Source organism: Streptomyces sp. NPDC051940 (assembly GCF_040680895.1).
Classification (GTDB): Bacteria; Actinomycetota; Actinomycetes; order Streptomycetales; family Streptomycetaceae; genus Streptomyces.
The window spans coordinates 1-25,314 of the sequence record NZ_JBFAXR010000124.1; the positions used below are offsets into that span (position 1 = coordinate 1).

Annotated in this window: 21 protein-coding genes and 1 tRNA gene; 9 read left to right on the top strand and 13 right to left on the bottom strand. The window is 73.7% G+C overall.

Annotation, left to right across the window (positions count from 1 at the left end; translation table 11 throughout):
* The 8 genes from AB0M28_RS32685 to AB0M28_RS32720 all read right to left on the bottom strand — a co-directional run.
* A partial coding sequence (locus tag AB0M28_RS32685) for a hypothetical protein (RefSeq protein WP_365413029.1) occupies window positions 1-1,028 on the bottom strand: 1,028 nt, incomplete at its 3' end.
* Window positions 1,029-1,108: 80 nt separating this feature from the next.
* Window positions 1,109-1,843 carry a D-Ala-D-Ala carboxypeptidase family metallohydrolase gene (locus AB0M28_RS32690; protein ID WP_365413031.1) on the bottom strand — a complete coding sequence of 245 codons (735 nt, stop codon included), beginning with the start codon at window positions 1,841-1,843 and terminating at the stop codon, window positions 1,109-1,111.
* A gap of 149 nt (window positions 1,844-1,992) precedes the next feature.
* Complete coding sequence (def, locus tag AB0M28_RS32695; RefSeq protein WP_365413033.1) at window positions 1,993-2,628, bottom strand: peptide deformylase; 636 nt, start codon at window positions 2,626-2,628, stop codon at window positions 1,993-1,995.
* A 103-nt stretch (window positions 2,629-2,731) separates the two neighbouring features.
* Window positions 2,732-3,745, bottom strand: a complete 1,014-nt coding sequence (locus AB0M28_RS32700) for a hypothetical protein (RefSeq protein ID WP_365413035.1) — start codon at window positions 3,743-3,745, stop codon at window positions 2,732-2,734.
* 38 nt (window positions 3,746-3,783) lie between these two features.
* Window positions 3,784-5,049, bottom strand: a complete 1,266-nt coding sequence (locus AB0M28_RS32705; RefSeq protein ID WP_365413063.1) for an HD domain-containing protein — start codon at window positions 5,047-5,049, stop codon at window positions 3,784-3,786.
* Between the two features lie 125 nt (window positions 5,050-5,174).
* Entirely contained in the window at window positions 5,175-6,554 is a 1,380-nt protein-coding gene (locus AB0M28_RS32710; protein ID WP_365413065.1) for an HD-GYP domain-containing protein, read from the bottom strand.
* A 935-nt stretch (window positions 6,555-7,489) separates the two neighbouring features.
* Complete coding sequence (rsrA, locus tag AB0M28_RS32715) at window positions 7,490-7,774, bottom strand: mycothiol system anti-sigma-R factor (protein ID WP_365413037.1); 285 nt, start codon at window positions 7,772-7,774, stop codon at window positions 7,490-7,492.
* Window positions 7,771-8,418, bottom strand: a complete 648-nt coding sequence (locus tag AB0M28_RS32720) for a sigma-70 family RNA polymerase sigma factor (protein ID WP_365413039.1) — start codon at window positions 8,416-8,418, stop codon at window positions 7,771-7,773. The genes rsrA and AB0M28_RS32720 overlap by 4 nt, the downstream gene beginning before the upstream one ends.
* Before the next feature lie 475 nt (window positions 8,419-8,893).
* Here AB0M28_RS32720 and AB0M28_RS32725 point away from each other — a divergent pair, with 475 nt between their 5' ends.
* Entirely contained in the window at window positions 8,894-10,756 is a 1,863-nt protein-coding gene (locus AB0M28_RS32725; protein WP_365413067.1) for a sialidase family protein, read from the top strand.
* A gap of 15 nt (window positions 10,757-10,771) precedes the next feature.
* On the opposite strand, the gene AB0M28_RS32730 is transcribed toward AB0M28_RS32725, so the two are convergent.
* Together AB0M28_RS32730 and AB0M28_RS32735 are read right to left on the bottom strand one after the other, a co-directional pair.
* Window positions 10,772-11,404, bottom strand: a complete 633-nt coding sequence (locus AB0M28_RS32730) for an alpha/beta family hydrolase (RefSeq protein WP_365413041.1) — start codon at window positions 11,402-11,404, stop codon at window positions 10,772-10,774.
* A 16-nt stretch (window positions 11,405-11,420) separates the two neighbouring features.
* Window positions 11,421-12,242, bottom strand: coding sequence for an SOS response-associated peptidase (locus tag AB0M28_RS32735; RefSeq protein WP_365413042.1), 822 nt, complete (start codon window positions 12,240-12,242; stop codon window positions 11,421-11,423).
* Between the two features lie 118 nt (window positions 12,243-12,360).
* Here AB0M28_RS32735 and AB0M28_RS32740 point away from each other — a divergent pair, with 118 nt between their 5' ends.
* The 3 genes from AB0M28_RS32740 to rsgA all read left to right on the top strand — a co-directional run bounded on the left by AB0M28_RS32740 (window position 12,361) and on the right by rsgA (window position 15,514).
* Complete coding sequence (locus AB0M28_RS32740; RefSeq protein WP_365413044.1) at window positions 12,361-13,074, top strand: M50 family metallopeptidase; 714 nt, start codon at window positions 12,361-12,363, stop codon at window positions 13,072-13,074.
* An 88-nt stretch (window positions 13,075-13,162) separates the two neighbouring features.
* Window positions 13,163-14,494, top strand: a complete 1,332-nt coding sequence (aroA, locus tag AB0M28_RS32745) for a 3-phosphoshikimate 1-carboxyvinyltransferase (RefSeq protein ID WP_365413046.1) — start codon at window positions 13,163-13,165, stop codon at window positions 14,492-14,494.
* Between the two features lie 9 nt (window positions 14,495-14,503).
* Window positions 14,504-15,514: a ribosome small subunit-dependent GTPase A gene (rsgA, locus tag AB0M28_RS32750; RefSeq protein ID WP_365413048.1), complete on the top strand. Its 1,011-nt coding sequence runs from the start codon at window positions 14,504-14,506 to the stop codon at window positions 15,512-15,514.
* 65 nt (window positions 15,515-15,579) lie between these two features.
* On the opposite strand, the gene AB0M28_RS32755 is transcribed toward rsgA, so the two are convergent.
* Window positions 15,580-19,296 carry a S8 family serine peptidase gene (locus AB0M28_RS32755; RefSeq protein ID WP_365413050.1) on the bottom strand — a complete coding sequence of 1,239 codons (3,717 nt, stop codon included), beginning with the start codon at window positions 19,294-19,296 and terminating at the stop codon, window positions 15,580-15,582.
* Window positions 19,297-19,559: 263 nt separating this feature from the next.
* On the opposite strand from AB0M28_RS32755, the gene AB0M28_RS32760 reads away from it, so the two are divergent.
* Window positions 19,560-19,892 (top strand): multidrug efflux SMR transporter, encoded by a 333-nt coding sequence (locus tag AB0M28_RS32760; RefSeq protein WP_365413052.1) that lies wholly within the window; start codon window positions 19,560-19,562, stop codon window positions 19,890-19,892.
* Here the strand turns inward: AB0M28_RS32760 and AB0M28_RS32765 are convergent.
* Window positions 19,836-20,477 (bottom strand): TetR/AcrR family transcriptional regulator, encoded by a 642-nt coding sequence (locus AB0M28_RS32765; protein WP_365413054.1) that lies wholly within the window; start codon window positions 20,475-20,477, stop codon window positions 19,836-19,838. The two genes, AB0M28_RS32760 and AB0M28_RS32765, sit on opposite strands and share 57 nt — an antisense overlap.
* A 138-nt stretch (window positions 20,478-20,615) precedes the next feature.
* On the opposite strand from AB0M28_RS32765, the gene hisN reads away from it, so the two are divergent.
* The 4 genes from hisN (at window position 20,616) to AB0M28_RS32785 (ending at window position 22,814) form a co-directional block, all read left to right on the top strand.
* Complete coding sequence (hisN, locus tag AB0M28_RS32770) at window positions 20,616-21,410, top strand: histidinol-phosphatase (protein WP_365413056.1); 795 nt, start codon at window positions 20,616-20,618, stop codon at window positions 21,408-21,410.
* 207 nt (window positions 21,411-21,617) lie between these two features.
* A complete protein-coding gene (locus AB0M28_RS32775) occupies window positions 21,618-22,019 on the top strand; it encodes a CBS domain-containing protein (RefSeq protein ID WP_365413058.1) in 402 nt (133 codons plus the stop codon).
* 237 nt (window positions 22,020-22,256) lie between these two features.
* A complete protein-coding gene (locus AB0M28_RS32780; protein ID WP_365413060.1) occupies window positions 22,257-22,676 on the top strand; it encodes a Fur family transcriptional regulator in 420 nt (139 codons plus the stop codon).
* A 61-nt stretch (window positions 22,677-22,737) separates the two neighbouring features.
* Window positions 22,738-22,814: transfer RNA gene (locus tag AB0M28_RS32785), tRNA-Met, on the top strand.
* Window positions 22,815-23,073: 259 nt separating this feature from the next.
* On the opposite strand, the gene AB0M28_RS32790 is transcribed toward AB0M28_RS32785, so the two are convergent.
* A complete protein-coding gene (locus tag AB0M28_RS32790) occupies window positions 23,074-24,921 on the bottom strand; it encodes a tetratricopeptide repeat protein (protein ID WP_365413062.1) in 1,848 nt (615 codons plus the stop codon).
* Between the last annotated feature and the right edge of the window lie 393 nt (window positions 24,922-25,314).

Sequence of the window (25,314 nt, forward strand, 5' to 3'; positions counted from 1 at the left end):
GAGGTACCAGGGCAGGTCGCTGTAGACGTGCAGCAGCGTGTACGCCATGATCTCGCGCGGGTCGACACAGCGTCCGTACGCCGCCTGTACGCGGCGGCCCGGGCCATCCGCTCCTCGTGCTGCTTCGCGAACAGCTCCAGCATCGCCCGCTTCCCGGCGATGACCCGCTTCTGGTACTCGGCGTCGACCGCGGCCCAGCGCCGTACCAGGTCCGTCTCCTTCTTGCAGGCCACGTCCTGCACGGCCGCCTGCACGGCCGCCTGCTGCCGTGCGTCGCCCGCCAGTCCGAGATCCTCCCGCGCGGTGAGCGGGTCGGCCGTCCGGTAGCCGTGGTCCGCCATGCACCGCGACCACTCGGCGAGCAGGGCCTTCACCCGGGGGTCGGCGTTCGACTCCTGGGCCGCCTCCTCGGCGAGGTCGGTGAGGACCGTCGGGTGCACGAAGTCCGCGCCGGGCCGGTTGATCAGCAGGCCCGCCTCGCCGAAGCACCCGATGACCGGCACCTCCCTGCCGCCCAGCACCGGCCCCTTCATGGCCCGGGCCTGCTCCAGGGTCACCGGCACCTCGTCGGCGCCGAGGCTCTGGTCGCCGTACAGCGCCAGCTCCTCGTCGGCGGTCAGCTCCCGCTCGCGCGCGGGCGCGTCCACCGCCGGGTCGAGGGAACGGGGGTCTGCGTAGCCGTACTCGGCGGCGAGTACGGGGTCGTCGACGCCGTAGAGGTAGGTGTACGGGCCGACGCCGGCCGGTCTACGCTCCCGTACCGGTACATAGTCGAGGCCGAAGCCGGCCATGCACTTCTCCGTCAGCCGGTCCCGGGCCTCCTCCAGGACGCGCTGGTCCGCGTCGGAGATCTCGTACCGCTCCAGAGGGAAGTGCAGCCCGTTGGTGAGGCTGTGCGCCGCGGTCACGGCCCGGGCCGCGGGCGCCGGGGACGCGGACTTCTCCGGGGGCGCCGGGTCGGCGCCGGTGCAGGCACTCAGCAGGGCGGCGAGGACGGCGGCCGAGGCGGCGGTCGCTGCGAAACGCACCGGGCGACTCCCAGAGGGTGAGGGGCGAGCGGGGCCCGGCTCCGCCGCACGGCGGAACCGGGCCCCTCCGGTCGGGTCGGTCAGACGCCGCAGTTGGGCGCGGACCAGGACCGGCTGGTGCGGCCGTCCACATGGGTGTGGTCGTTGTGGTCCGGGTAGCCCGGGCCGAAGATGCCGCCGAACCCGTGGTAGCGGGCCCGCTGGGCCAGGGTGCACAGCGAGGGCGAGCCGACCAGGTCGGCCGCGTCACCGTACAGATGGCGGCTGTTGGACGCGCCGCCCACCGCGCTGTTGCAGGAGTACGAACGGAAGCCGCTGGAGATGTTGATGGGCACGCTGCCCAGCGCCTTGCGCATCGCCTCGAGCTTCCACATGGTGCGCTTGGCGTTCTCCTTCGCGCTCGCGGCACTCACCGCGCCGCCGGAGAAGTCCGAGTTGCACTTGTTCATCTCGCTGTACGTGAAGTGGATCGGCGTGCAGTCCGGGTCCTGCAGCTCGTACAGCTTGCTGAAGGTCTGCGGACCGGCGATGCCGTCGGCCGACAGCCCGTACGCCTGCTGGAAGCGGGTGACCGCCGCCTTGGTCGCCGGGCCGAAGGCGCCGTCGTACGCGAGGATCTCGCCGTACGCGACATGGCCCGCGACGCGGATCTGCAGCTGGGTGACGTCGGCGCCGGACGTGCCCTCTGAGAGGGTCCGGCCCCAGGTGTAGCACTCGTCCGCGTGGGCCGTGCCGGCGGTGGCCACGGTGCCGCCGATCGCCGCTACGGCGACCAGCAGGGCGGACAGCATGAGCCTGACGGTACGTCTGAGCAACACGCACCTCCGGTGGGGTGGAGGGATCGGGGGGCGTGTCGAGCATGTCTTTACGACGCGGGCACGTCAAAGACCGGAGGCTCCGCCAGAGGTCCAGTCCTGCGATGCAACCGGGCCGCGGGCGATGGCCGGCGCGGCCCGGTGACGGGTCAGTCGTTCGGGACGGTCTCGTACCGCGGGGTGCGCTCCGCCATCTGCTTCAGCGCGTCCTTGCGGTCGCGCTTGGAGAGCCGGTCGATGTACAGCCGGCCGTACAGATGGTCCGTCTCGTGCTGCAGGCAGCGCGCGAAGTAGCCCGTGCCCCGCAGCACGACGGGCTCGCCCCTGAGGTCCTGGCCGCGCACCACCGCGTAGTCGGGGCGCGCCAGCGCCGCGTACGCGCCGGGCACGGACAGGCAGCCCTCGTTGGAGTCGTCCAGCACGCGGCGGTCCGCGGGGAGCTCCTCCAGCACCGGGTTGCAGACGGCGCCCACATGGCGGACGCCCTCGTCGTCGGGGCAGTCGTAGACGAAGACCTTCAGGTCCACGCCGATCTGGTTGGCCGCCAGGCCCACGCCCTCGGCGGCCCGCTGGCTGGCGAACATGTCGTCGACCAGCGCCGCCAGCTCCTCGTCGAAGGACGTCACGTCCTGGCACTCGCGATGCAGCACGGGGTTGCCGACGACGGTGATGGGGCGGGCCGTGCCGCGCTCGCGGAAGGCCGCCTCCCTGGCCTCGGCGTCGGTGACGTCGTCGACGTACCCGACCTCCGAGGAGGTCTCCTCCACCTGTGCGTGCTGAGTCATCGTCCGCTTACGCCTTCCGGGTCATGGTGCTGCCTGGACAAGGGTACGTGCCCGCACCGACGCTTCGCGTCCCTGGGCGGGCGGCGGACCGCGGACCGGCCGGCTAGCCGACCTCCTCCAGATCCCGCCAGTCCCTGCTGTCCGGGCTGTCCGCGGCCCAGCTGTCCAGCAGCCCCCGCACCAGACCGGCGGGCGCCGCTATGCCGCATTCGCGCTCCGGCACCCACAGGCTCTCCATCCGGTGCAGCAGAGGCCCCGGCTGGCCGGGCTCGCTGTGGTCGTGCGGGTCGAGCATCCCCGCCTGGGAGGTGCCGCCCTCCGCGGACGGCATCCGGCTCTCGGAGCACGTACGGCACAGCAGCCGGACGGACGACGACCAGTCCTCCGCCGCGTAGCCGGCGTCCGCCGCGAGGTCCTCCAGCGCGTCCCGGTCGGCCTCCGTCGCGGCCTCGAGCAGGACCACCCAGGTCGGTACGGGGGACGGGGCCCAGAGCTCTATCTCGTCGAAGACCGGGTACGAGTGCCCGGCGGCGGTCGTCCGCTCGCCGTGCGGCACCCCGTCGTGCAGCACGACCTCGCCCCAGCGCCGCCCGGACGACGGCAGCGGGATGGACTGCACCTCGACGCGTGCCGGGTCCAGCCGCCGGCCCCAGACGACCTCGGCCTCACCCTCCGGCGACAGCCGTACGGCGGCGCTGCCCAGCCGCATGCCGAGCGGCTCGAGGGACGACAGCTGCGCGGAGTCCCGGCCGACGGCCTCGTCCAGGCCCGGCACCCGCAGCCCGTACGCCTGCCAGGCCCGGCGGGCCAGCGGCCAGTCCTGCAGCGCGGTGGCCGCGATGCCGACGTTCCACCAGTCGGGGGCCCCGGAGCTGCGGTCGAGCAGCGCGACGGCCCGCAGGCCGGCGGCCCGGGCCTGCTCCCAGTCGTGCCGGAACTTGTGCAGCAGGGCGAGGTTGAACCACGACTCCGAGAGCCACGGCTCCAGATCCGCGGCCCTTGTGAGCAGGGCGCCGGCGTCCTCGTACCGCCCGTCGCCGATCAGCGTGAAGGCACGGTCGGTCGCCTGCCGCCACGAGGCGGAGGGCCGATGCCGTCCTTTGCCGAATATCCTCACGATTCGCATCCAACCATGCCGTGCCTGACCCGCGCTTCTTACCGATCGGTTCCGGTGGATTTCCGCTGGCCGGCGCCGTCGTACGGGGCGGTGTCCCCGCCGTCCCCGTACGGCCCCGGCCCCCCGGTACTCCCGTCGTACCGGGTGGTGCCCCTGTCCCTTACGGCCACTACCCCGTGCAGGGCGGTCACGACCCTCGGGTCGTACTCCGCGGCCGTGTCCAGGCGCAGCCGCTCCAGGGCGAAGAGCGGCCCCTCGACCCGGCTTCCCGCCGCCAGGTCGTCGTAGTCGTTGACCGCCCGAACGATACGGGCAGCCAGCGGTTGCTCGCGATAGGGCTCCGCCTGCAGCTCCACGATCCGCGCCACGGGCGTCCCCACCCCGGTCTGCCGCACCACGGCGGCCCCCAGCAGCGCGATCCGCCGCCGGTCCGGCTCCGCCAGCGGCTCGGTGGCGCCGTCGGGCACCGGGTCGATCAGGGACAGCTGCCCGATGTCGTGCATCAGCGCCGCCTGCTCCAGTACGTCCAGCTCCCGCCCGGCCAGCCCCAGCTCCCGGCCCACCGACCGGCTGAGCTCCGCCACCCGGCGGGCGTGCCCGGGCGGGGTGTAGCCGGCGATCTCGGTGGCGCGGGCCAGGGAGGCGATGGTCTGGCGGTAGGTGGCGCGTACGGCCTCGTAGCGGCGGAAGGAGAGCTGGGTGAGCAGCAGGGGCAGGCTGAACACGGGCAGCGCCCAGACGCCCGCCACAGCCGTCGCCAGGGCCATCACGGCCCCGGTGGCCACCATCGCCGAGCCGATGCCCGGCAGGGCCCGCAGCTCGTCCCGCAGCAGCGGTGCGAACGGCCAGCCGGTGCGGGCCTGTGCCAGCAGCGCGCTGAGCACGGCCTCGCAGAGGGTCGTCAGCGCCAGGACGAGGACCAGGCTGAGGGCGTACGCCGGTCCGCGCCCGCCCGTGAGCCGGCCGAGGGCACCGGAGGTGAACAGCGGCTGGAAGCAGGTGGCGGCGAACGCCGTGGCCAGCACCCGGCGGGCCAGCTGCTCCACCACGGGCGGCCCGAAGCCGCCGGCGATCCGCGGGATGCTGCCGATCAGGGTGGCCGTGGCGACGACGGCGACGATCTGCGGGATGCCGTGCGCGGCCGTCATCCCGGCGGACTCGCCCAGCAGGGCGTACGCCAGCGAGCCGGCGGTCCCCAGCGGGGCCGTCAGCCGGTGTCCGGTGCGCGAGCCCGCCAGCTCGCCGACGACGATGAGCGCGGCGAAGGCGCAGGCCAGCCCCGGCTGGCGGAGGCCGTCCGCCATCGTCCGGACCAGGCCCAGGGCGGCGAGCGTGCCGGCGAGGGCGTAGGCCACGGCGACGACGCCCGGTGTCCGGGGGCGGACGAAGCGCGGCACGACGGCGCCGGGGGCGGGGAGGGGGGCCGTGGTCATCGGGGGGCGTCCCGGAGGTCGGAGAGCCGGGGCGAAGCGTTTCCGCTGCCCGCTTCGCGGGGGGTGCCGGGGGCGGGGCGGCGGGGGTCGGGGAGGGCGCGCTCCGCGTCCGGTACGGGGCGGGCCGCCTCGTCGGACGTCACCGCGGCGTGCCAGCCGTGCCGGCCGATCGCGCGCACCAGGGCGTGCACCATCCGCGGGTCGAACTGCCGCCCCGCGCACCGCTCGAGCTCCGCCAGCGCCACGGACACCTCGCGGGCCCGCGAGTAGCTGCGGGTGGACGTCATCGCGTCGAAGGCGTCCGCGACGGCCACCACCCGGGCGAACTCGGGGATGTCGTCCCCCACGAGCCCGTGCGGGTAGCCGCGCCCGTCGAGCCGCTCGTGGTGGTGCAGGATCGCGGACCGGGCCTCCCCCAGGAAGCCGATGCCGCGCACCATCTCGTGCCCGTACTCGGGATGCAGCTGGATGACGCGCCGTTCCTCGTCCGTCAGCGGCCCGTCCTTGCGCAGGATCCGCGTCGGTACGCCGAGCTTGCCGACGTCGTGCAGGATGCCCGCGAAGCGCAGCACCTCCTGCCGCTCCTCCGCCATCCCCAGCTCACGCCCGATCAGCACGGACGCCCGGCCGACGCGCTCGCTGTGGCCGCGGGTGTAGCGGTCCTTGATGTCGACTGCCTGCACCAGGGCGCGGATGGTGGCCTGGTGGGCGGCTCGTTCGCGGTGGTACTGGGCGAAGACCCAGCAGGAGATGTGCATCGGGAGCAGGACGAGCAGCGAGCTGACGGGCCCGTACGGGCTGCGCCACAGCACGGCCATCATCAGCCCGGCCAGCCCGTGCACCAGATAGGCCGGCACACCGGCGGGCAGCGCGCGCAGCACACCGCCCACGGGGCGCCGTTCGGCGGCGACGAGCACGGCGGCGTCGAGCAGGCTCACGGCGAGGCAGAAGACGAGGGCGACGCCGAGTCCGGGCAGCAGCAGCTCGGGGAACGCGGGCTGCTCGAGCCTGTCGTGCGCGGTAAGCCGGCAGACGGCCGCCGCCGCGGCTGCGGCCAGCCCGAGCTGCGCGGCGCGCCACACGCGGCGCAGTGCGGCGTGCTCGCCGCGGACGGAGGAGAACAGCGCGCCCGGTACGGCGACCAGGACGGCCTCGGCGGGCTCGAGCAGGAACGCTCCCGCGAGCAGCACGGGGTAGAAGCCGGCCAGCCCCTCGCCACCGCTCTGGATCCGCCGCCACACGGGCTCGCAGACCCCGTACAGCCCGGCGAGAACGACGACGGCCGCCCAGTCGGCACCGCCCCGCACCACGGGCGCGGCACACACCGCGGCTCCCGCCACCACCCCCGCGACCAGAGCACGCCCCGCCGCAGGCATCCGCACCGCCCCCACTCCTCCCGGTCGTCGAGCTCCGGGTGAGGAGAATAGGACCGCACCACGAGCCACCGACGCGCTTTGCCGCGGATTACCCCCATCGGGTCACCCAGCACGTTACGCTCCGCGCCGATCACCCCGAACCCGGCCGCCGAACGCCGCCGGCGAGGGCACGGTGCCCCTGCGGGGCGCGGCGGGGGCGGTGCGGTGGCCCCGCGGGGAGCGGCGGAGACGCTGCGGTGCGCACGATCGCCGGGCGCGGCGGGGGCGCTGCGGTCACGGGGCTGGATCGCCGGGCCCGGCGGGGGCGCTGCAGTCAGGGCGCTGGATCGCCGAGTCCGGCGGGGGCGCTGCGGTCAGGGCGCTGGATCGCCGGGCCCGGCAGGGGCGCTGCAGTCAGGGCGCTGGATCGCCGAGTCCGGCGGGGAGTGCTGTGGTCAAGGGGGGCCTCCCGTCTGCGGGGCCGCTGCGCCCGCCCGTGCCGCCCCCTGGGCGGCCCAGCCGCCCGCAGCGGTGCCACGTCAGCCGGCCACCGGCCACCGGGCATCATGGCGAAGGGCGCATCCCAGCCCGTCCCGCGTTTGAGGACGAGCGCCGCAGGCGCGACGCGGGCGCAGCCCGCGACGGGGGACCGGGGGCGGAGCCCCCGCAGCGCAACGCGACATGCAGCCTGGCCGGCGTTTGAGGCCGAGGCGCGCAGCGCCGACAAGCCGGCGCCCAGGCACCGGAGCGGAGGGCGCAAACCAGCCCGTCCGGCGTTTGAGGACGAGCGCCGCAGGCGCGATGCGGGCGCAGCCCGCGACGGGGGCCCGGGGGCGGAGCCCCCGCAGCGCAACGCGACATGCAGCCTGGCCGGCGTTTGAGGACGAGCGCCGTCCAGGCGCGACCGCGGGCGCAGCCCGCGAACGGGGGACCGGGGGCGGAGCCCCGGGGGAGGGTCAGCTGAGGGGGGCGTCCGGGACCTGTTCGCCGGACTGGATGAGCTCGATCCGGCCCATCACCTTCGCCCGAAGGTCGGACGGAACATCGTCCGACCCACAGCACCGCTTGACCAGCTTCTTGACCGCCTGCTCAAGCCCGTACTTCTCCAGGCAAGGACTGCACTCGTCAAAGTGCACCTGGAACTTCTCGCAGTCACTCTGCGGCATCTCCTGATCGAGATACTCGTAGAGATGGTCGAGGATCTCTGAGCAATCCGTCTCGTGCGGCTCTCCGCAGCTCATGACCCCGTGCCCTTTCCCGTCTCGCCCGCCGGCACCAGCCCGCGCTCACGTGCGTAGTCCTCCAGCAGCTCGCGGAGCTGCCTGCGGCCCCGGTGCAGCCGGGACATGACCGTACCGATGGGTGTCCCCATGATGTCCGCGATCTCCTTGTACGCAAAGCCCTCTACGTCCGCGAGATACACGGCGATGCGGAACTCCTCGGGAATCGCCTGCAGCGCCTGCTTCACGTCCGAGTCCGGGAGGTGGTCGAGCGCCTGCGCCTCCGCCGACCGCAGCCCGGTCGACATGTGCGACTCGGCCCGCGCGAGCTGCCAGTCCTCGATCTCCTCGGCGGCGCTGCGCTGCGGCTCCCGCTGCTTCTTGCGGTAGGAGTTGATGAACGTGTTGGTCAGGATGCGGTACAGCCACGCCTTGAGGTTCGTGCCCTCACGGAACTGGTGGAAGGACGCGTACGCCTTCGCGTACGTCTCCTGCACCAGGTCCTCCGCGTCCGCGGCGTTCCGCGTCATACGCAGGGCGGCCGAGTACATCTGGTCCAGGAACTCGAGGGCGTCCCGCTCGAAGCGCGCGTTGCGCTCGGCGGCACTCTCCTCGGCCCGCTCCGCCGGCTGACCGTCTGCGTCGGTCCCAGTTACGAGACCCACCTCCTCCAGAACCTTGACGGAACCCGCGGCGGACTCCGCCGCGACTTCCCTGTCCGATTCGGAGAATAGACGACCATCGTGCAGGTCCGCCGCCCGGTTCTTCGCAGGCTGAACCGACTGAGCGCCGTTCCAGCCGAGCGTGGCGCCCTGTCCCTGGTCAGCGTGCTCGGACCGGGAAAGGCACATGGCTCCACCCATCCGGCGGGCCTCCTCTTCGCATCCTGATTCGTGTCCACGGTGCATCGACGTCCCGCACAACACCTGTACCGCGCCGTGCATTCCCGGGTACCTTCTGCTCCGACAGATGGGACGTGGGACGTCCCATGTATCGCACCGCACCTCACCGAGGGAGAGCGAACCCGTGACATTTCCCATATGTCATGAGCCCAACAGACCCACCCGCCCAGGCCCCCTCCGCAGAGCCGCCACGAAGGCCGCGACCGCCGCGGCCGCCGCCCTGGCCGCCGTAACCGCCCTGCTGCCCGCCGGTACGAGCACGGCGGCGGCGGCCGACGAAGCCGCCGCCACCCCCCTCTTCGAGCAGCAGGTCCTCTTCAAGGGAGCGAACGAACAGGGCTACGCCTGCTTCCGCATCCCCGCCGTCACCAAGGCGGCCGACGGCACCCTGCTGGCCTTCGCCGAGGGCCGGGTGAACAACTGCGGCGACGCCGGCGACATCGACCTGGTGCTCAAGCGCTCCGCCGACGGCGGCCGCACCTGGTCGCCGCTCCAGGTGATCCGCGAGGGCAACGGCGACACCGTCGGCAACCCGGTGCCGATCGTCGACGGCCGCACCGGCCGCATCACGCTGATCAGCACCCGCAACAAGGGCGTCGGCAGCTCCGGCAACTGCCCGGTGCCGTGCGAGCGCCTGCCGTACGTCCAGCACAGCTCCGACAACGGGCGGACCTGGACCGCGGAGCGCCCGCTCGGCGCGCAGGCCACCCGCCCCGACTGGAACGCCTGGTACGCGAGCGGCCCGGTGCACGGCATCCAGCTGACGAAGGGCCCGCACGCGGGCCGGATGGTGTTCGGGATCAACGCCGAGACCTGGGACGCGACGGCCTCGCGCATCTCGTACAACCACGCCGGGCTCGTCTACAGCGACGACGGCGGCGACACCTGGCGTATCGGAGCGGTCGACACCTTTCCCATCAGGGCGGACGGCACCTTCAGCCAGAAGCCCAGCGAGATGACCCTCCTGGAGCGCGCAGACGGCTCGATCTACGTCAACGGCCGCGAACAGGACGGCACGGACCTCGGCCACCGCGACCGGGCGGTCAGCCGCGACGGCGGCGAGACGTTCGCCCAGGGCTTCACGAACATCCCCGACCTGCACACCCCGCAGGTCCAGGGCTCGACGATCCGCCTGCGCTCGACGGCGCGGGACGGCTACAGCCGCGTCCTGTTCTCCGGACCGGCCGACCCCGACCGCCGCCGCACGATGATGATCCGCAGCTCGTACGACGAGGGCCGCACCTGGGAGGGCGCGGACCGGGGCAGGGTCGTGACGACGGACTGGTCCGGCTACTCGGACCTGGTGAACGTCGACGACGACACCGTCGGCCTGATGTACGAGGGCGGCCCGGTCGACGCCCGCGACGAGATCCGCTTCGTCCGCTTCGACGAGGCGTGGCTGGGCGGGCGCCGCGCGCCGGACCCGGTGACGGCGGACCTCGGGCCGGGCGCCCGCCCCGCGCTGGTGCTGGGCGGCGCGCAGCCGACGGACGGCCGGTTCGGCGGCGGGCTCGCCCTCGACGGCGTGGACGACCATGTCCGGCTCCCCCACCGGGACTCGCTCCCGCTGGACGACTCGGACTTCACGGCGGGCGTCTGGTTCCGCTACACGGCGACGAGCGGCGAGCAGCCGCTGCTGTGGATGGGCGGCGTCGGCAACCGCTCGCCCTATGTGGCGCTGCGCGCCCTGCCCGCGGAGGGCCGCGTGGTGGCCGAGCTGACGGTCGCGCCGGCGGGCCCGGTCCGGGTGCCGCTGCCGGTCGTACGGGCGTCGAGCACGGGCGCGTACAACGACGGGCGGTGGCACCACGCGGTCGTGCGCCGCGGCGGCGGACAGGTGACGCTCACGGTGGACGGCACGTCGTTCACCGCGCCGGACGTCGCCGGATCCGTCAGCCGCAACTCCACGTTCGGCGTGCACCTGGGCCAGAAGGTGGACGGCCGGATCCGCTTCGCGGGCGCGCTGGACGAGGTCCGGGTGTACGACCGGCGGCTGACGGACGCCGAGGTGGCGGCGCTGTCGGCGGACAACGCCACCGGCGGGTCGCTGGACCACGACGTGGTCCTGCGGCTGCCGCTGGACGCGGTGGACGCGCCCTGATCCCCGCCGGGCCGGTCACAGCCCCTTGAGCCACTCCCCGACCCCTTCGGTCAGGACGGCGAGCGCGTCGTCCTGACCGAGGTCGGCGGCCTTCGGTACGGCGAACGAGTGATCGCCCCACGGCACGGTGACGATCCGCGTCCCCGCCGGGAACTCCTCCGGCCGCCCGAAGGTGTCCCGCTCCCCCTGGACCACGAGGGTCTCGACCCCGGCGCCGGTGAGCTCGTCCGCGCGGGACTTCTCCGGCGTCCCCGGCGGATGCAGGGGGAAGGCCAGCGCGAGCACGGCCCGCGCCCCCAGCTCCCGCGCCGTCCTGCAGGCGACGCGCGCCCCGGCGCTGCGCCCGCCGGCCACGACGGGCGGCCCGGGCTTCTCCAGCGCGGGCCACAGCGCCGTCCAGGCGGTGTCCAGGGTCCTGGGAGCCGGGGCGAGCTTCTTCCCGGCGACGCGCCAGGGCTGGTCCACGAGGGCGACGGTGACGCCGAGCGCGGGCATCGCCTCCGCGAGCGCCAGCAGGTCCCGGGAGGGACCGGTGCCGCCGGCGCCGTGCCCGAGGGCGAGCACGAGCCGGGGCTTTTTCGCCGCGTGCCAGGTGATGCGGGCGTCGCCGGCGGGGGTGGGGATCAGCTGCTGTGTCACGCGGGCCATGATGCCCCTCGCGGGTTCAGAAGAGCGTCTCCTCCTCCGGCGCCTCGATCTCCTGGACCAGCTCCGCTCCGCTGTTGCGGACGTTGCTGACGGCCGTCGACACGGGGTACGCCTTCAGCAGTCCGGCCGGGGGCGGTGCGAGCAGGCCCACCAGCTCCTCCAGGTCCGCGTTCGCGGGGTCCAGCCAGGTGTCCCAGCGGTCCGGGGGCAGCATCAGCGGCATCCGCGGGTGGATGTCGTGGAGCGAGGCCGGACCGCCCTCGTACGCAGGACCGTCCGGCAGCGGCGTCGACTCGGCCTCCGTCGTGAGCACCGTGCAGGTGACCCACCAGGCGCGCGGATCGTCGTCGCCCAGCGTCTTGTCCCGCCAGAACTCGAACAGCCCGGCCATGGCGAAGACCGACCCGTCCCGCGGGGTGATGAAGAACGGCTGCTTGCGCGGCCGCTTCTTCTTCCCCTCCTGCTCCAGCTTCAGCTCGCCCTTGGCCGTTATCCACTCGAAGTAGCCGTCGGCGGGCAGCAGGCACCGCCGCGAGGCGAAGGCCCGCCGGTACGCGGGCTTGTCCATCACCGTCTCCGCGCGGGCGTTGATCATCTTGACGCCGGTGTCGGGGCTCTTCGCCCAGGACGGCACCAGGCCCCAGCGCAGGGTGCGCAGCTGGCGCACCGGGCGGGGGTCGCCCGAGTCCTTGACCGGCCGCTCCAGCACGGCGTAGACGTCCTTCGTCGGCGCGACGTTGTAGTCGGGCTCGATGGCCTCGGTGGGGTCCCACTTCTCCACGTCGAAGATCGTGACGAGGTCCTCGGGCTTCCGGCTCGATGCGTAGCGTCCACACATGCCGCCCACGATCCCACGCCCCTCTGACAGCGCGTGTCCCGGCCCGCAGACCCACCGCACCCCGTCACCCGCGCCCGTGGGAAACTGCCGACCCCTATGACAATCGGAGGAGGCCCCGATGAGCGACGACCTCAGCCTCGGCGAGCTGTGGGACCGCGTCACCGGAACGCAGCCCGACCCCGAGCAGTGGCTCATCGCGGCCACCGCGGCCGTCGCCCTGGCCGCCGTCGTTTCGGGCACCCCGTGGCGCATGCTGCGCAACGCCGTCACCATCGCGCACGAGGGCGGCCACGGCCTCGTGGCGCTGCTGACCGGCCGGCAGCTCACCGGCATCCGCCTGCACTCGGACACCTCCGGCCTCACCGTCAGCCGCGGCAAGCCCCGCGGCCCGGGCATGGTGCTGACGGCCGCCGCCGGCTACACCGCCCCGAGCCTGCTCGGCCTCGCCGGCGCCTGGCTGCTGTCCTCCAACCACATCACCGCCCTCCTGTGGGGCGCGGTGCTGCTGCTCGCCGCCATGCTGATCATGATCCGCAACGCCTACGGCGTCCTCACGGTCGTCGTCACCGGCGCGGCGTTCTTCCTGATCTCCTGGTTCACCGACGCCGACGTACAGGCCGCGTTCGCCTACTGGTCCGTCTGGTTCCTGCTGATCGGCGGCGTCCGCCCGGTGTGGGAGCTGCAGCGCAAGCGCAGCCGGGGCCGCGCCCCGGAGTCGGACGCCGACCAGCTGGGCCGGCTCACCCGCACCCCCGCCACCCTGTGGGTGTTCGTGTTCTACGCCGTGTCGCTCGGCGCCCTGGCGGGCGGCGCCCGCCTCCTCGTCCCGTGACAAGCGGTACCGACGGCCCACGACCGGGGAGACCACACCGGCCCCACGGGGACCGGAGCGGACCCGGCGGCCCACTAAAGTGGACCGCATGACCGCCGTACACCCGGATCACTGGCCCGCTCCCACCGCCTCCGACCCCGTCGAGGCCGGCGTGACCGTGCCCGGGTCCAAGTCGGTCACCAACCGCGCGCTGGTGCTGGCGGCCCTCGCGTCCGAGCCGGGCTGGCTCCGGCGGCCGCTGCGCTCGCGCGACTCGTCGCTGATGGCCCAGGGGCTGCGCGCGCTCGGCGTCGGCATCGAGGAGACGGTCTCGTCGAGCTCCTCCGCCGCGGACGGCACCGGCGAGGCCTGGCGTGTCATCCCCGCCGGGCTGCACGGCCCGGCGACGGTCGACGTCGGCAACGCGGGCACCGTGATGCGCTTCCTGCCGCCCGTCGCCACGCTCGCCGCGGGCGACATCCGCTTCGACGGCGACCCCCGCAGCTACGAGCGCCCCCTGCACGGCGTGATCGACGCGCTGCGCGCGCTCGGCGCCCGGATCGACGACGAGGGCCGCGGCTCGCTGCCGTTGACGGTGTACGGCGGCGGCGCGCTGGAGGGCGGCACGGTCGAGGTGGACGCCTCCTCCTCGTCGCAGTTCATCAGCGCCCTGCTGCTCTCCGCCCCCCGGTTCAACCAGGGCCTGGAGCTGCGCCACACCGGCCGCACGCTCCCCTCCCTGCCGCACATCCGCATGACGGTCGACATGCTGCGCGCCGCCGGCGCCCAGGTCACCACGCCCGAGGACAGCGGCGAGCCGAACGTGTGGCGGGTCGCCCCGAGCGCCCTGCTGGGCCGGGACCTCACCGTCGAGCCCGACCTGTCCAACGCGCAGCCGTTCCTCGCCGCCGCCCTGATCACCGGCGGCCGGGTGACGATCCCGGACTGGCCGGAGCACACCACGCAGCCGGGCGACGCCCTGCGCGAGATCTTCACCGCGATGGGCGGCTCCTGCGAGCTCACCCACAAGGGCCTCACGCTCACCGGCACCGGAGCCGTCCACGGCATCGACATCGACCTCTCCGAGGTCGGCGAGCTCACGCCGGGCATCGCCGCCGTCGCGGCGCTGGCCGACTCCCCCTCCACCCTGCGCGGCGTCGCCCATCTGCGGCTGCACGAGACGGACCGGCTGGCCGCCCTCACCAAGGAGATCAACGGCCTCGGCGGCGACGTCACCGAGACCGCCGACGGTCTGCACATCCGCCCCCGCCCCCTGCACGGCGGCGTCTTCCACACGTACGACGACCACCGGATGGCCACTGCGGGCGCGGTGATCGGGCTGGCGGTGGAAGGTGTAGAGGTGGAGAACGTAGCGACGACCGCGAAGACCCTGCCGGACTTCCCCGCGATGTGGGCCGCCATGCTCGGCGAGAGAGCCTGACAGCCTGTCATGCGGCGCTACGGAAAGCACACCGACGAGGACGACGTCCGCATCCGCCCGGACCGCCGCGGCAGCCGGCCGCGCAGCCGTAACCGGCCCAAGCACGAGGACGCCGTGGAGGGTTTCGTGCTGACCATCGACCGGGGCCGGATCACCTGCCTGGTCGAGGGCCGCACGGTCACCGCCGTCAAGGCCCGCGAGCTGGGCCGCAAGGGCATCGTGGTCGGCGACCGGGTCGCGGTCATCGGCGATCTGTCCGGCGACGAGGGCACCCTCTCCCGCATCGTCCGCGTCGAGGAGCGCAGCTCCGTACTGCGCCGGACGGCGGACGACGACGACCCGTACGAGCGGGTGGTCGTCGCGAACGCCGACCAGCTGGCGATCGTGACCGCCCTCGCCGACCCGGAGCCGCGCCCGCGGCTGATCGACCGCTGTCTGGTCGCGGCGTACGACGCGGGGCTGGAGCCGCTGCTCGTCCTCACCAAGGCGGACCTCGCGCCGCCGGAGAAGTTCCTCGCCGCCTACGCCCCTCTCGGCGTACGGGCGGTGGCCACCCGCAAGGACGAGCTCTACGACGGCAGCGGCGCCGACCGGGTCCTGGAGGAGCTCGACGGCCGGATCACCGCCTTCGTCGGCCACTCCGGCGTCGGGAAGACGACCCTGGTCAACGCGCTCGTCCCGGACCGCCAGCGCGCGACCGGCGACGTGAACGCGGTGACGGGACGCGGCCGGCACACCACGACCTCGGCGCTGGCCCTCCCGCTGCCGGGGCCGGCGGGCGGCTGGGCCATCGACACCCCGGGCGTGCGGTCCTTCGGCCTGGCGCACGTCGATCCGTCCCGGGTCATCCATGCCTTCCCCGACCTGGAGCCGGGCACGGAGAACTGCCCGCGGGCCTGCAGCCACGACGAGCCGGACTGCGCCCTGGACGAGTGGGTCGCCGAGGGCCACGCGGACCCCGCCCGACTGCACTCCCTGCGCCGCCTCCTCGCCACCCGCGAGCGCCGCGAGGGCGACTAGCGCCTGTCTTCCGGATCACGCCGGGTTGCGCGGGGCCCGCGAACGGGGGGCCCCGCGCACCGCCGTCAGGCGACCTCGTAGGCCCGGACGACCGTCTGCACCACCCGCGAGCCGTCGGCGTCGGCCATCGTCACCCGCAGATGGACGAACGCGCCCGCCGGGGCGCCCCCGGGGATCTTCGCCTGCCAGCCGGCACCGGAACGGACGACCCGCGCGGCGTGCCAGCCGGTGACCGTCTCCGCGGTGCTCTGGTCGCCGTAGGCGTACTCCAGCCGGACGGACGCGAGGCCGACCGGACCGGCGTCGCCCGTCGCGCCGAGCGGGATGCTCGTCTCCACCCCCGCCGGCACCCGGTTGCGCAGATCGGACGGCACGTCCACGACGGGGACGAGGAGCGGCTGCACGCCCTGGTCCGCGGCGCCCGTACGGAACGTCCACTCGGTGGTGTACGCCAGGCCCACCCGGTTCAGCGCGGACGGCGGACGCCGCCACGCCTGCTGGAGGGTGACCTCCGCGTCCTCCTGCGGCAGCACGTAGACGCCCGAATCGACCGCCTGCGGCTCGCCGTTCAGCAGCAGCCGGCGGTAGCCGGAGTCGGTGCGGTCCGAGGTGGCGTCGTGTCCGCCCGCGTCCCCGAAGGGCGCGATCGTGTACGACAGACGGTTGGCGTCACGCGTCATCAGCGGCGCGCTGTAGGTGTTGCGGACGGGCCCGTACGGCGTCTTGAACCAGTCGGCGACCGCCTTTCCGGACATCAGGTGCGGCCCGTCGAAGGAGATGCCGTACGTGGTGCCGATCCCGCGCGTCGCCGAGCTGGTCCAGCCGAGGTCGGACGAGGCGGTGAAGAACTCCGTACGCCGCTGCGGAGCGGCGATCTGCAGCGGCGTGCCGCCGGTCCAGACCGCGCCCATCCCCGGCACGCTGGTCTGCACGTCCGACCAGTACGTCGTGTCGGTGCCCTGCACGTGGTAACGGGCGTCGCGCACGGCGAGGTCGCCGTCGTGCACCCGCTGCTCGCCGGCGGCCACGCCGCCCTGCGTGCGGTAGGCGAGGTTGTACAGATACGGGCTGCGCGCGGTCGCCGTACCGGAGAAGCTCACCGTCGCCGGCCCCTGCGCCAGCTCCGCCTGCAGGGCCTGGGAGTCCGGCCAGGTCACCGTGTACTGGGGCACGCCCGGCTCACCGGTGGTCTGGAAGCGGCCGACGGTGCCGGGGACGGCGGCCAGCACGCCCACCGCACCGGCCGTCTTCGCGGCCCGCGACCAGGTGAGGCCGTTGCCGCCGCCGGTGCCGGCGTCGAGCAGGACGATCCGGCCCTTCAGGTCGTGGGCGGCGAAGTTGGCGTCCGTCCCCTTGCCGATGTACACGACCTCCGCCGTGCCCTCGCCGTCGAACTCCGTTCCCTTCTGCAGGGGGACGGCGTCAAGGACGCGGCCGGCGGACGTCGTCAGCCTGGCGCCCGGAGCCGCCAGCCGTGCGGACGCCATGAACGTCAGCCGTTCGTCGCCGCTGACGGGCTGCGCGTAGACCGCCTTCGTCAGCGAGGGGATGGACTGCAGATAGCCGGCCATCAGCCGCCGGCTGTCGTCGAGGGCGAAACCGAGCCCCATCGCGAAGCCGCGCGGCTCGCTGGGGCGGTCGGTGTCCCAGGTGATCTCCGTGGCGTCGCGGGCGTCGAGTCCGACGGTGGTGTCGCCGTCGACGGTGACCCCGCCCTCGTACACCTGCGACACGGAGGCCACGCTGCCCACGTTCCCCGGCTCGTCCCGGGTCATGATCACGCCGCTCACGGCGTACGTGCCGAAGGGCACCCGGATCGTGGTGCTGCCGGCCGCGGGCCAGCCCAGCGTGTAGCGCCTGGCGGTGTCGCGGTGGTCGTCGAACAGCTGGAACGTGGACGGGTCGGCCGCCGGGTCGCCGTGCCGGTCGAGTCCGCGCACGGTGAGGTTCGCGGACGGCACCTCCATGCGCACGCCGAACGGGACGGTGACGCGCGCTCCGTCCGCCGTGCCGACCAGCCGGCCGGTGACGGTGCCGTACGCGCCGAGCGGCAGTTTCACGGACGGGTCGATCCGTACGGCCGCCTCCGCGGTGCCGCCCGCCGGGACGGTCACCGACCCGGCCGCCGCTTCGGCGAAGCCCGCGAGCGGGGTGCCGTCGTCCCCGCGGACGTCCTCGACGGCGAGGTCCAGGGTGACGTCCGCCCCGGACCGGTTGGTGAGGGTGACGGTCTTCGCCACGGGCTCCAGGCCCGACTGCGGGTACGCGAAGTCGCCGAGGGTGCGGCCGGGCGCCGCCGTGACGGGCTGGGATATCGCACGGGCCAGGTCCATCGGGCCCGCGCCCTGCTCCAGCACCGGCGTGTCGGTCCCGGCGGCGGAGGAGGTCAGCAGCTCCTTCAGCTCGGCCGGGGTGGCGTCCGGGTGCTGCTGGGCCAGCAGCGCGGCGCCGCCCGCGACGTGCGGGGTGGCCATCGACGTACCGGACATCGTGGTGTACGCCAGCTCGCCGCGTCCGCCCGCGCGGGCGGCGACGACGGCCACGCCCTGCGAGGCGATGTCCGGCTTGGCGCTCACGCCGTCGGCGGAGGGCCCGCGGCTGGAGAACGGGGCCGTGGCGCCCGTCCGGTCCAGGGCGCCGACCGTGAGGGCGGCAGGGGCGCAGCCCGGGGTGGAGACGGTGCCGCGCAGCGAGGCGTTGCCGGCGGCTATCACGAACAGGGCCCGGTCGCTGAGGCGTTGCACGGCGTCGACGTCGGGCCCGGCGCAGGACGTGGCGCCCGCGGAGCCCAGCGACATGGAGACGACGGAGGCGCCCTCGGCGACCGCCCACTCCATGCCCTGGATGATGCCGCTGGTGCTGCCGGAGCCGTCGTTGCCGAGCACCTTGCCGACGAGCAGGTCCGCACCCGGCGCCACACCCGCGTAACGGCCGTCGGAGGCGGCGCCGGTGCCGGCGACGGTGGTCGCCGTGTGCGTGCCGTGGCCGTCGAGGTCCTCGACGGCCTGCCCGTACACGAAGGACTTCGAGGCGGCGACGCGCCCCGCGAGGTCGGGGTGGGCGGTGTCCACGCCGGTGTCCAGCACGGCGACCTTGACCCCGCTGCCGTCCAGCCCAGCCGCGTACGCGGCGGGCGCGCCGGTCAACGGGACGGTGGGCGTGCCGAGATCGGGCGCCGCGGTGCCGCGCACGACCTCGTCGAGCCAGATCTTCCTGACGCCGCCGGTCTCACGGGCCTTGGCCGCGCTCGGCCGGAGGCTGCCCCACACCTCCTTGGCCTGCCGCTTGCCGATGCCGAGTCCGGCGCCGCCGATCGACTCCAGTACGGCGGTGCGTTCGGCGCCCGCGGTCGCGGTGCGCGGCAGCCGCCCGCCCGCGTACTCGACGATGACGGGCAGCCGGTCGCTGGAGGCGTCGTCGTAGCCGCTCGCGACGAGCTTGCCGACGTCGAACAGGTCGGCGTCCAGCAGCCCGCCGTCCACCAGCTTCTCCACGCCCTCGGGGAAGACGTACGTGATCCGGCCGTCGCGCCAGGTGGTGGCGGTGGCGTCGGTGCCGTCCGCGGCGCGCAGGGCCGCCGACAGCACCGTGCCGCCCGCGCCGACGCGGGCGTCGACGACGTCACCGGTGATCAGGGTGACGGACACGGACCGGCCGCCGTCGGCGGCGGTCAGCGGTACGGCGGATCCGTCATCGTCGGCGGCCGCGGGGGCACCGGTGGCGAACACGACGGCGGCGGCCGCCGCGGCCGCCGTCCGTCGCCAGGGCAGGGGGCGTTTCATCGAAGGTCTCCAGGAAGCGGGGCAGTTCGAAGTGCCCAGCCTCCCCGCGCCGGACCCGTCCCGGGGGCGCGCGTGTTGGCGAGACCTCGCCATGACGTCATTCCGCCACCGCTCACGGCCCGTCCCCGCCGCCCCGACCGGGCGCCCGCCGTCAACCGCAGGTCACGGATACCGAACTGATCGGCGAGGTTTGCCACACGCGCCCGCAAGGCAGATGCATAATCGCACCACGGTCAACGCGGACGAGGAGGTCAACCGGAGCAATGGCACTCGCATGGCTCCTCGTCGTTGTCGCCGGCATCCTCGAGACCGGGTTCGCGGTCTGTCTGAAACTCAGTCACGGCTTCACCCGGCTCTGGCCCACGATCGCGTTCGCCGCCTTCGCCCTGGGCAGCTTCGGCCTGCTCACCCTGTCGCTGCGGAAGCTGGACGTCGGCCCGGCGTACGCCGTGTGGACGGGCATCGGCGCCGCGGGTACGGCGATCTACGGCATGATCTTCCTGGACGACGTGGTCTCGACGCTCAAGCTGGTGTCGATCTCACTGGTGATCGTCGGCGTGATCGGACTGCAGCTGTCGGGGTCCGGCGGGCACTGACAGAAGGGTCGCCGCCAGCCGCCGCAGCGGATCGCCCTTCGCCGCCGGCGCGATCACATAGCTGAGCGTGATCCGGGTGAACTCCTCGCACGCGGCGGCCAGCTCCGGTCCGCCGTCCCAGTCCCCGGCCAGCGCCGCGACCGCGCGGTCGCAGACCTTGTCGACGATCTCCGTCGTGGTCTCCACCGGCTGCACCGACTCGGGCCGGCGCGGCCCGGGGAACACCCCGGCACGGTGCGGCGCCGGCAGCTCCTCGCTCCAGCAGCCGGTCAGCACGGCCCGTACGAGCGGATTGGCCCGGGCCGAGCGCAGCGTCCAGGCGCCCAGCGCGGTCAGCCGCCCGCCGGCGTCCGCCCCGGACCGCTCGGCGGCGGCCAGCGCCCGCTCCACACCGCTGAGATACTCGTCGACCTCACGTCTGAGCAGGGCCTGCGCGAGCCCTTCCTTGCTGCCGAACTCGTTGTAGAGGGTCTGCCGGGACACTCCGGCAGCGGCAGCGACATCGACCATCCGCACCCCGGCCCACGGCCGGTTCCTGAGCGCCGCGTAGGCGGCGTCGAGCAGTCCGTCTCGGGCTGTAGGCATCTTTGCCTCCACCACACGCTGTGGGCACAGAATTGACTCGTAGCCGAAGGCTGTCAAGGCTCCCCGCACACCGGCCGCCCGATGCGTTGACGACCATGCACAGGAGACCTGCGGCCGCTCTCGGGATACTGTTCGCCCATGGCCGACTTTCATGATGATCTCCGGCTGGCCCATGTACTGGCCGACCAGGCGGACGCGACGACGATGGCCCGCTTCAAGGCGCTCGACCTGAAGGTCGAGACGAAGCCGGACATGACGCCGGTGTCCGAGGCGGACAAGGCCGCGGAGGAGCTGATCCGCACCGCCCTGCGCCGCTCCCGGCCGCGCGACGCGGTGATGGGCGAGGAGTACGGCCTGGAGGGCGTCGGCCCGCGTCGCTGGGTCGTCGACCCCATCGACGGCACGAAGAACTACGTCCGCGGCGTCCCCGTCTGGGCCACCCTGATCGCCCTCATGACGCCCGGCGAGCAGGGTTACGAGCCCGTCGTCGGGGTCGTCTCCGCCCCCGCGCTCAGCCGCCGCTGGTGGGCGGTCAAGGGCGGCGGCGCGTACACCGGCCGCAGCCTCTCCCAGGCCACCCGGCTGCGCGTGTCGTCCGTCAACACCATCGCCGACGCCTCCTTCGCGTACTCCTCCCTCAAGGGCTGGGACGACCGGGGCCGGCTGGACAGCTTCCTGCATCTGAGCCGGGACTGCTGGCGCACGCGCGCGTACGGCGACTTCTGGCCGTACATGATGGTCGCCGAGGGCACGGTCGACGTCTGCGCCGAACCGGAGCTGTCGCTCTGGGACATGGCGGCGAACGCGATCGTGGTCGAGGAGGCCGGCGGCCGTTTCACCGGCCTGGACGGCAGGCGCGGCCCGCACAGCGGCAACGCGGCGGCATCCAACGGCCTGTTGCACGAGCAGCTGCTGGACTACCTCGGCGACTGAGCCGGGCGACCGGCCCGCTCGCCCACTCACGGGCGACGGAATACGGCATTCCGCACGCCGGAACAGGGCCTCGTGCGCCCCTTGTTGACCCAGTCCTCCCATGGGAGCCTGATGGTGCAGTCGCTTGTGCGATTGTGAAATTTTTCTCAGGCGCCCGCACCATCAGGCGCCCGGACCGGACTTGAGACCGAGAGGGGCTTTCGTTCCATGCTCGTACGTGACGCGATGAGCACGGTCGTCCTGACCATCGGCCCAGCCCACACCCTCCGCCAGGCCGCCGCACTGATGTCCGCCCGCAGGGTGGGCGCCGCGGTGGTCCTCGACCCCGACGACGCCGGACTCGGCATCCTCACCGAGCGCGACATCCTCAACTCCGTGGGAGCGGGCCAGAGCCCCGACCGCGAGACCGCCGAAGGCCACACCACGACCGACGTAGTCTTCGCGGCCCCCGAATGGACCCTGGAAGAAGCAGCGGCGGCGATGACACACGGCGGCTTCCGCCATCTCATCGTGCTGGAGAACGGCGAACCGGCGGGCATCGTCTCGGTACGCGACATCATCCGCTGCTGGGCCCCAACGCGGGCGGCGGCGGCCGCCTCCGCGTCGTAACACCTGGGAAGCGGAGAGGCCGGAGCCCTCTGGTTCTCCGGCCTCTCCGTCGTCGATACGGCAAGCGGCACCAGGTCGGCCGCGCAGGGCCTGGAGCGCGGCCCTCGAGCCGCTTGCCGTAGTCACTGGGGTCTCTCCTGAGTCCCCGATCCTACCTTGGACTCGATCCAAGTCAAGATGCGTCCGAATCTCGTACGAGATCTGGCCTTACCCTCGTACGCTGCTACCCTGGCTCGTATGAGCGACCTCCTGGACCGACTGCGCAACCGCGGCTGGCGGCTGACCTCCCAGCGGCGTGTCGTCGCGGAGGTCCTCGACGGCACGCACGTGCACTACACCGCGGACGAGGTGCACGCGCGGGCGGCCGCGCGGCTGCCGGAGATCTCGCGGGCGACCGTCTACAACACCCTGGGCGAGCTGGTCTCGCTCGGCGAGGTGATCGAGGTCTCCACGGACGGCCGCGCCAAGCGCTACGACCCGAACGCGCACCACGCCCACCAGCACCTCGTCTGCGACCGCTGCGGCGTGATCCGCGACGTCCACCCCACGGGCGACCCGGTCACGGACCTCCCCGACGCGGAGCGCTACGGCTTCACGATCTCGTCGGCGGACGTCACGTACCGCGGCATCTGCCCGTCCTGCGCGCAGGCGGCATAACCGCGCCAGGAATGAATTTGCGCTGGTCGGGGCCCGCCGGGTAGAGTCGTACTCACAACGACGCGGGGTGGAGCAGCTCGGTAGCTCGCTGGGCTCATAACCCAGAGGTCGCAGGTTCAAATCCTGTCCCCGCTACCAAGACGAAGGGCCGGAACCATTGGTTCCGGCCCTTCGTGCTGCCCGGCCGGCGTTTGAGGCCGAGGCGCGAAGCGCCGAAACTCCGGCCACCAGGCGCCAGGGCGAGAAGCTCAAAACCAGCCCGGCCGGCGTTTGAGGCCGAGCGCCGAAGGCGCGAAAAGCGGGCGCAGCCCGCAAGGGGGGCCCGGGGGCGGAGCCCCCGCAGCGAAAGGCGAGGGAGCCCATCCGCCGGGGCCCGGGGGCGGAGCCCCCGAAAAGGTCAGGCGGAAAGCTCCTGCGCCAGCGCATCGCGCAACCGCGCCGCCCGCTCCGCAACCTCCCGCGGCCCCAGCTCCGCGGCCCGCGCCGCCCACTCCCGAGCCTCCGCAAGCCCCCCGTGCCGCGCCTCGATGAGCGCGAGCCGCAGCGCCGCCCGCCCGTGCCCGGACTCCGCGGCCCGTCGCCACCAGAGCGCGGCCTCGGGCTCCCGGCCCTCCCGTACGAGCAGCAGCCCCAGGTTGAACGCCCCGTTCCGGCTGCCGGCCTCGGCAGCCGCCCGGTACCACCGCGCGGCCTCGCCGGAGTCGCCCCGCGCGGCGGCGCACATGCCGACCCGCACCTGGGCCCGCCGGTGCCCCTGCTCCGCGGCGGCCCGGTACCACCGCTCGCACTCGGCACCGCCCTCGGCACCGCCCTCGCCACCCCCGTCGAGCAGCGCGGCGAGCCGGAACGCGCCCTCCGCGCTCCCGCCCTCCGCGGCGAGCCGCAGCATGGCCTGGGCCCGCTCCTCCGCGACGGGACCGCCCTCCCGCAGCACGGCGATGCCGACCTGCAGCGCGGCCTCGCGGTGCCCGGCTCCCGCCGCCTGCTCGTACCAGGACAGCGCGGTGCGGGCGTCCCCCCGACCGGCGTGCAGGATGCCGAGGTTGAAGGCGGCGTCGACGCTCCCGGCCTCGGCGGCCTTGGAGAACCAGGGCTCCGCCCCCGCCGCGTCGCCGCGCTGCAGCAGCAGCACGGCCAGCGCGTTGGCGGCCTCGCGGTGCCCGGCGTACGCGGCGCGCCGGTACCACTGCTCGGCCTGCTCGGCCTTGTCCGCCCCCTGCTGCCCGGAGCAGAGCAGGGCGAGGTTGTACGCGCCGTTGACGTCGCCGGCGTCCAGCGCCTCGCGGTACCACCGCTCCGCGCTCGCCGCGTCGCCGCGGTCCGCGTGCAGCGCGCCGAGCGCGTTCGCGGCGTTGCCGTCGCCGTCCTGCGCGGCCTTGCGCCACCACAGGGCGGCGCCGGAGTCGTCGCCGGCGTCACGCAGCAGGAAGCCGAGCGCGCACGCGGCGCGGGGCTCGCCCTCCTTGGCGGAGGCGAGGTACCAGCGCTGCGCCTCCTCGGTCTCGCCGCGCTCCTCCAGCAGCGTGCCCAGGTACAGGGCGGCCCGCCGGTGGCCGCGGGCGGCGGCCTGCCGGTAGAAGTGCTCGGCCTCACCGGCCGGCCCGGGGTCGCGGATGCCGTTCAGGGTGTCCGGATCCGGCGCCGCCGCCGTACCGCGCTGCCGGGGCAGCAGCCCGCTCGCGGGCCCCGCGCCGCGGGAGCGGCGGTCGAGGATCCGGGCGAGCCGGTACGCGCCCTCCCGGTGCCCCTGCTCGGCGGCGACGCGGAACCAGCGCTCGGAGGCGGGGTCACCGCGGTGCTCCAGCAGATCGGCAAGGGCGTACGCCCCGAGCGCGTGCCCGTGCTCGGCGGACTGGCGCAGCCAGTATTCGGCCGCCGGCTCGTCGCCGCGCTCGCGGTAGTGCCGGCCCAGCGCGTGCGCGGCGGCGGCGGATCCGGCCACGGCGGCGATCCGCCACCAGCCGGCCGCCTCGTCGGCCAGACCGCGCTGGTGGAGCAGGACGCCCAGGTTGTTGGCGGCGGCCCGGTCGCCGTCGGCGGTGGCCGCACGCAGGTACGGCTCCGCACCGTCGAGGTCGCCGCGGCGCAGGAGTTCGGCGCCCAGCGCACTGTGGACAGCCCTGTCCGCGACGCCGGCAGTACGGCGAATCCCGGCCAGTCCCCCGGTCGGGATCTCCTCCTGCGCGCCGACGCCCGTTGGTCGCCGGGCCTCCAACACCCTTGCCTCATCCCCCATGAGAACCATCGTCGCATCACCTGCAACCCGCGTACACCTGGTATACCTCAGCCAGGAAGGTCACTTCAGCGTTTTGTCGACTTCCCGACAACACCCCATCCCAAACCCGTCCACCCCACATTCCCCCGATGCAGCGAATTCCGGCCCGATCACTTGACGTTGGGACCCGCGCACCCGTTCCCCCGTTAACCCCATAGATCAAGTACGCGCACTCAAGCACGCGCGTGACGGCCGCAACAAGACCCGGACGCCCGATTTGAGCATCTTCTGAGGGAGGGGCGGCCGACAGGGCCGGAACAAAGACGGAGGCCCCGGAAGGTGATGATCACCTTCCGGGGCCTCCGGTCAGTAGCGGGGACAGGATTTGAACCTGCGACCTCTGGGTTATGAGCCCAGCGAGCT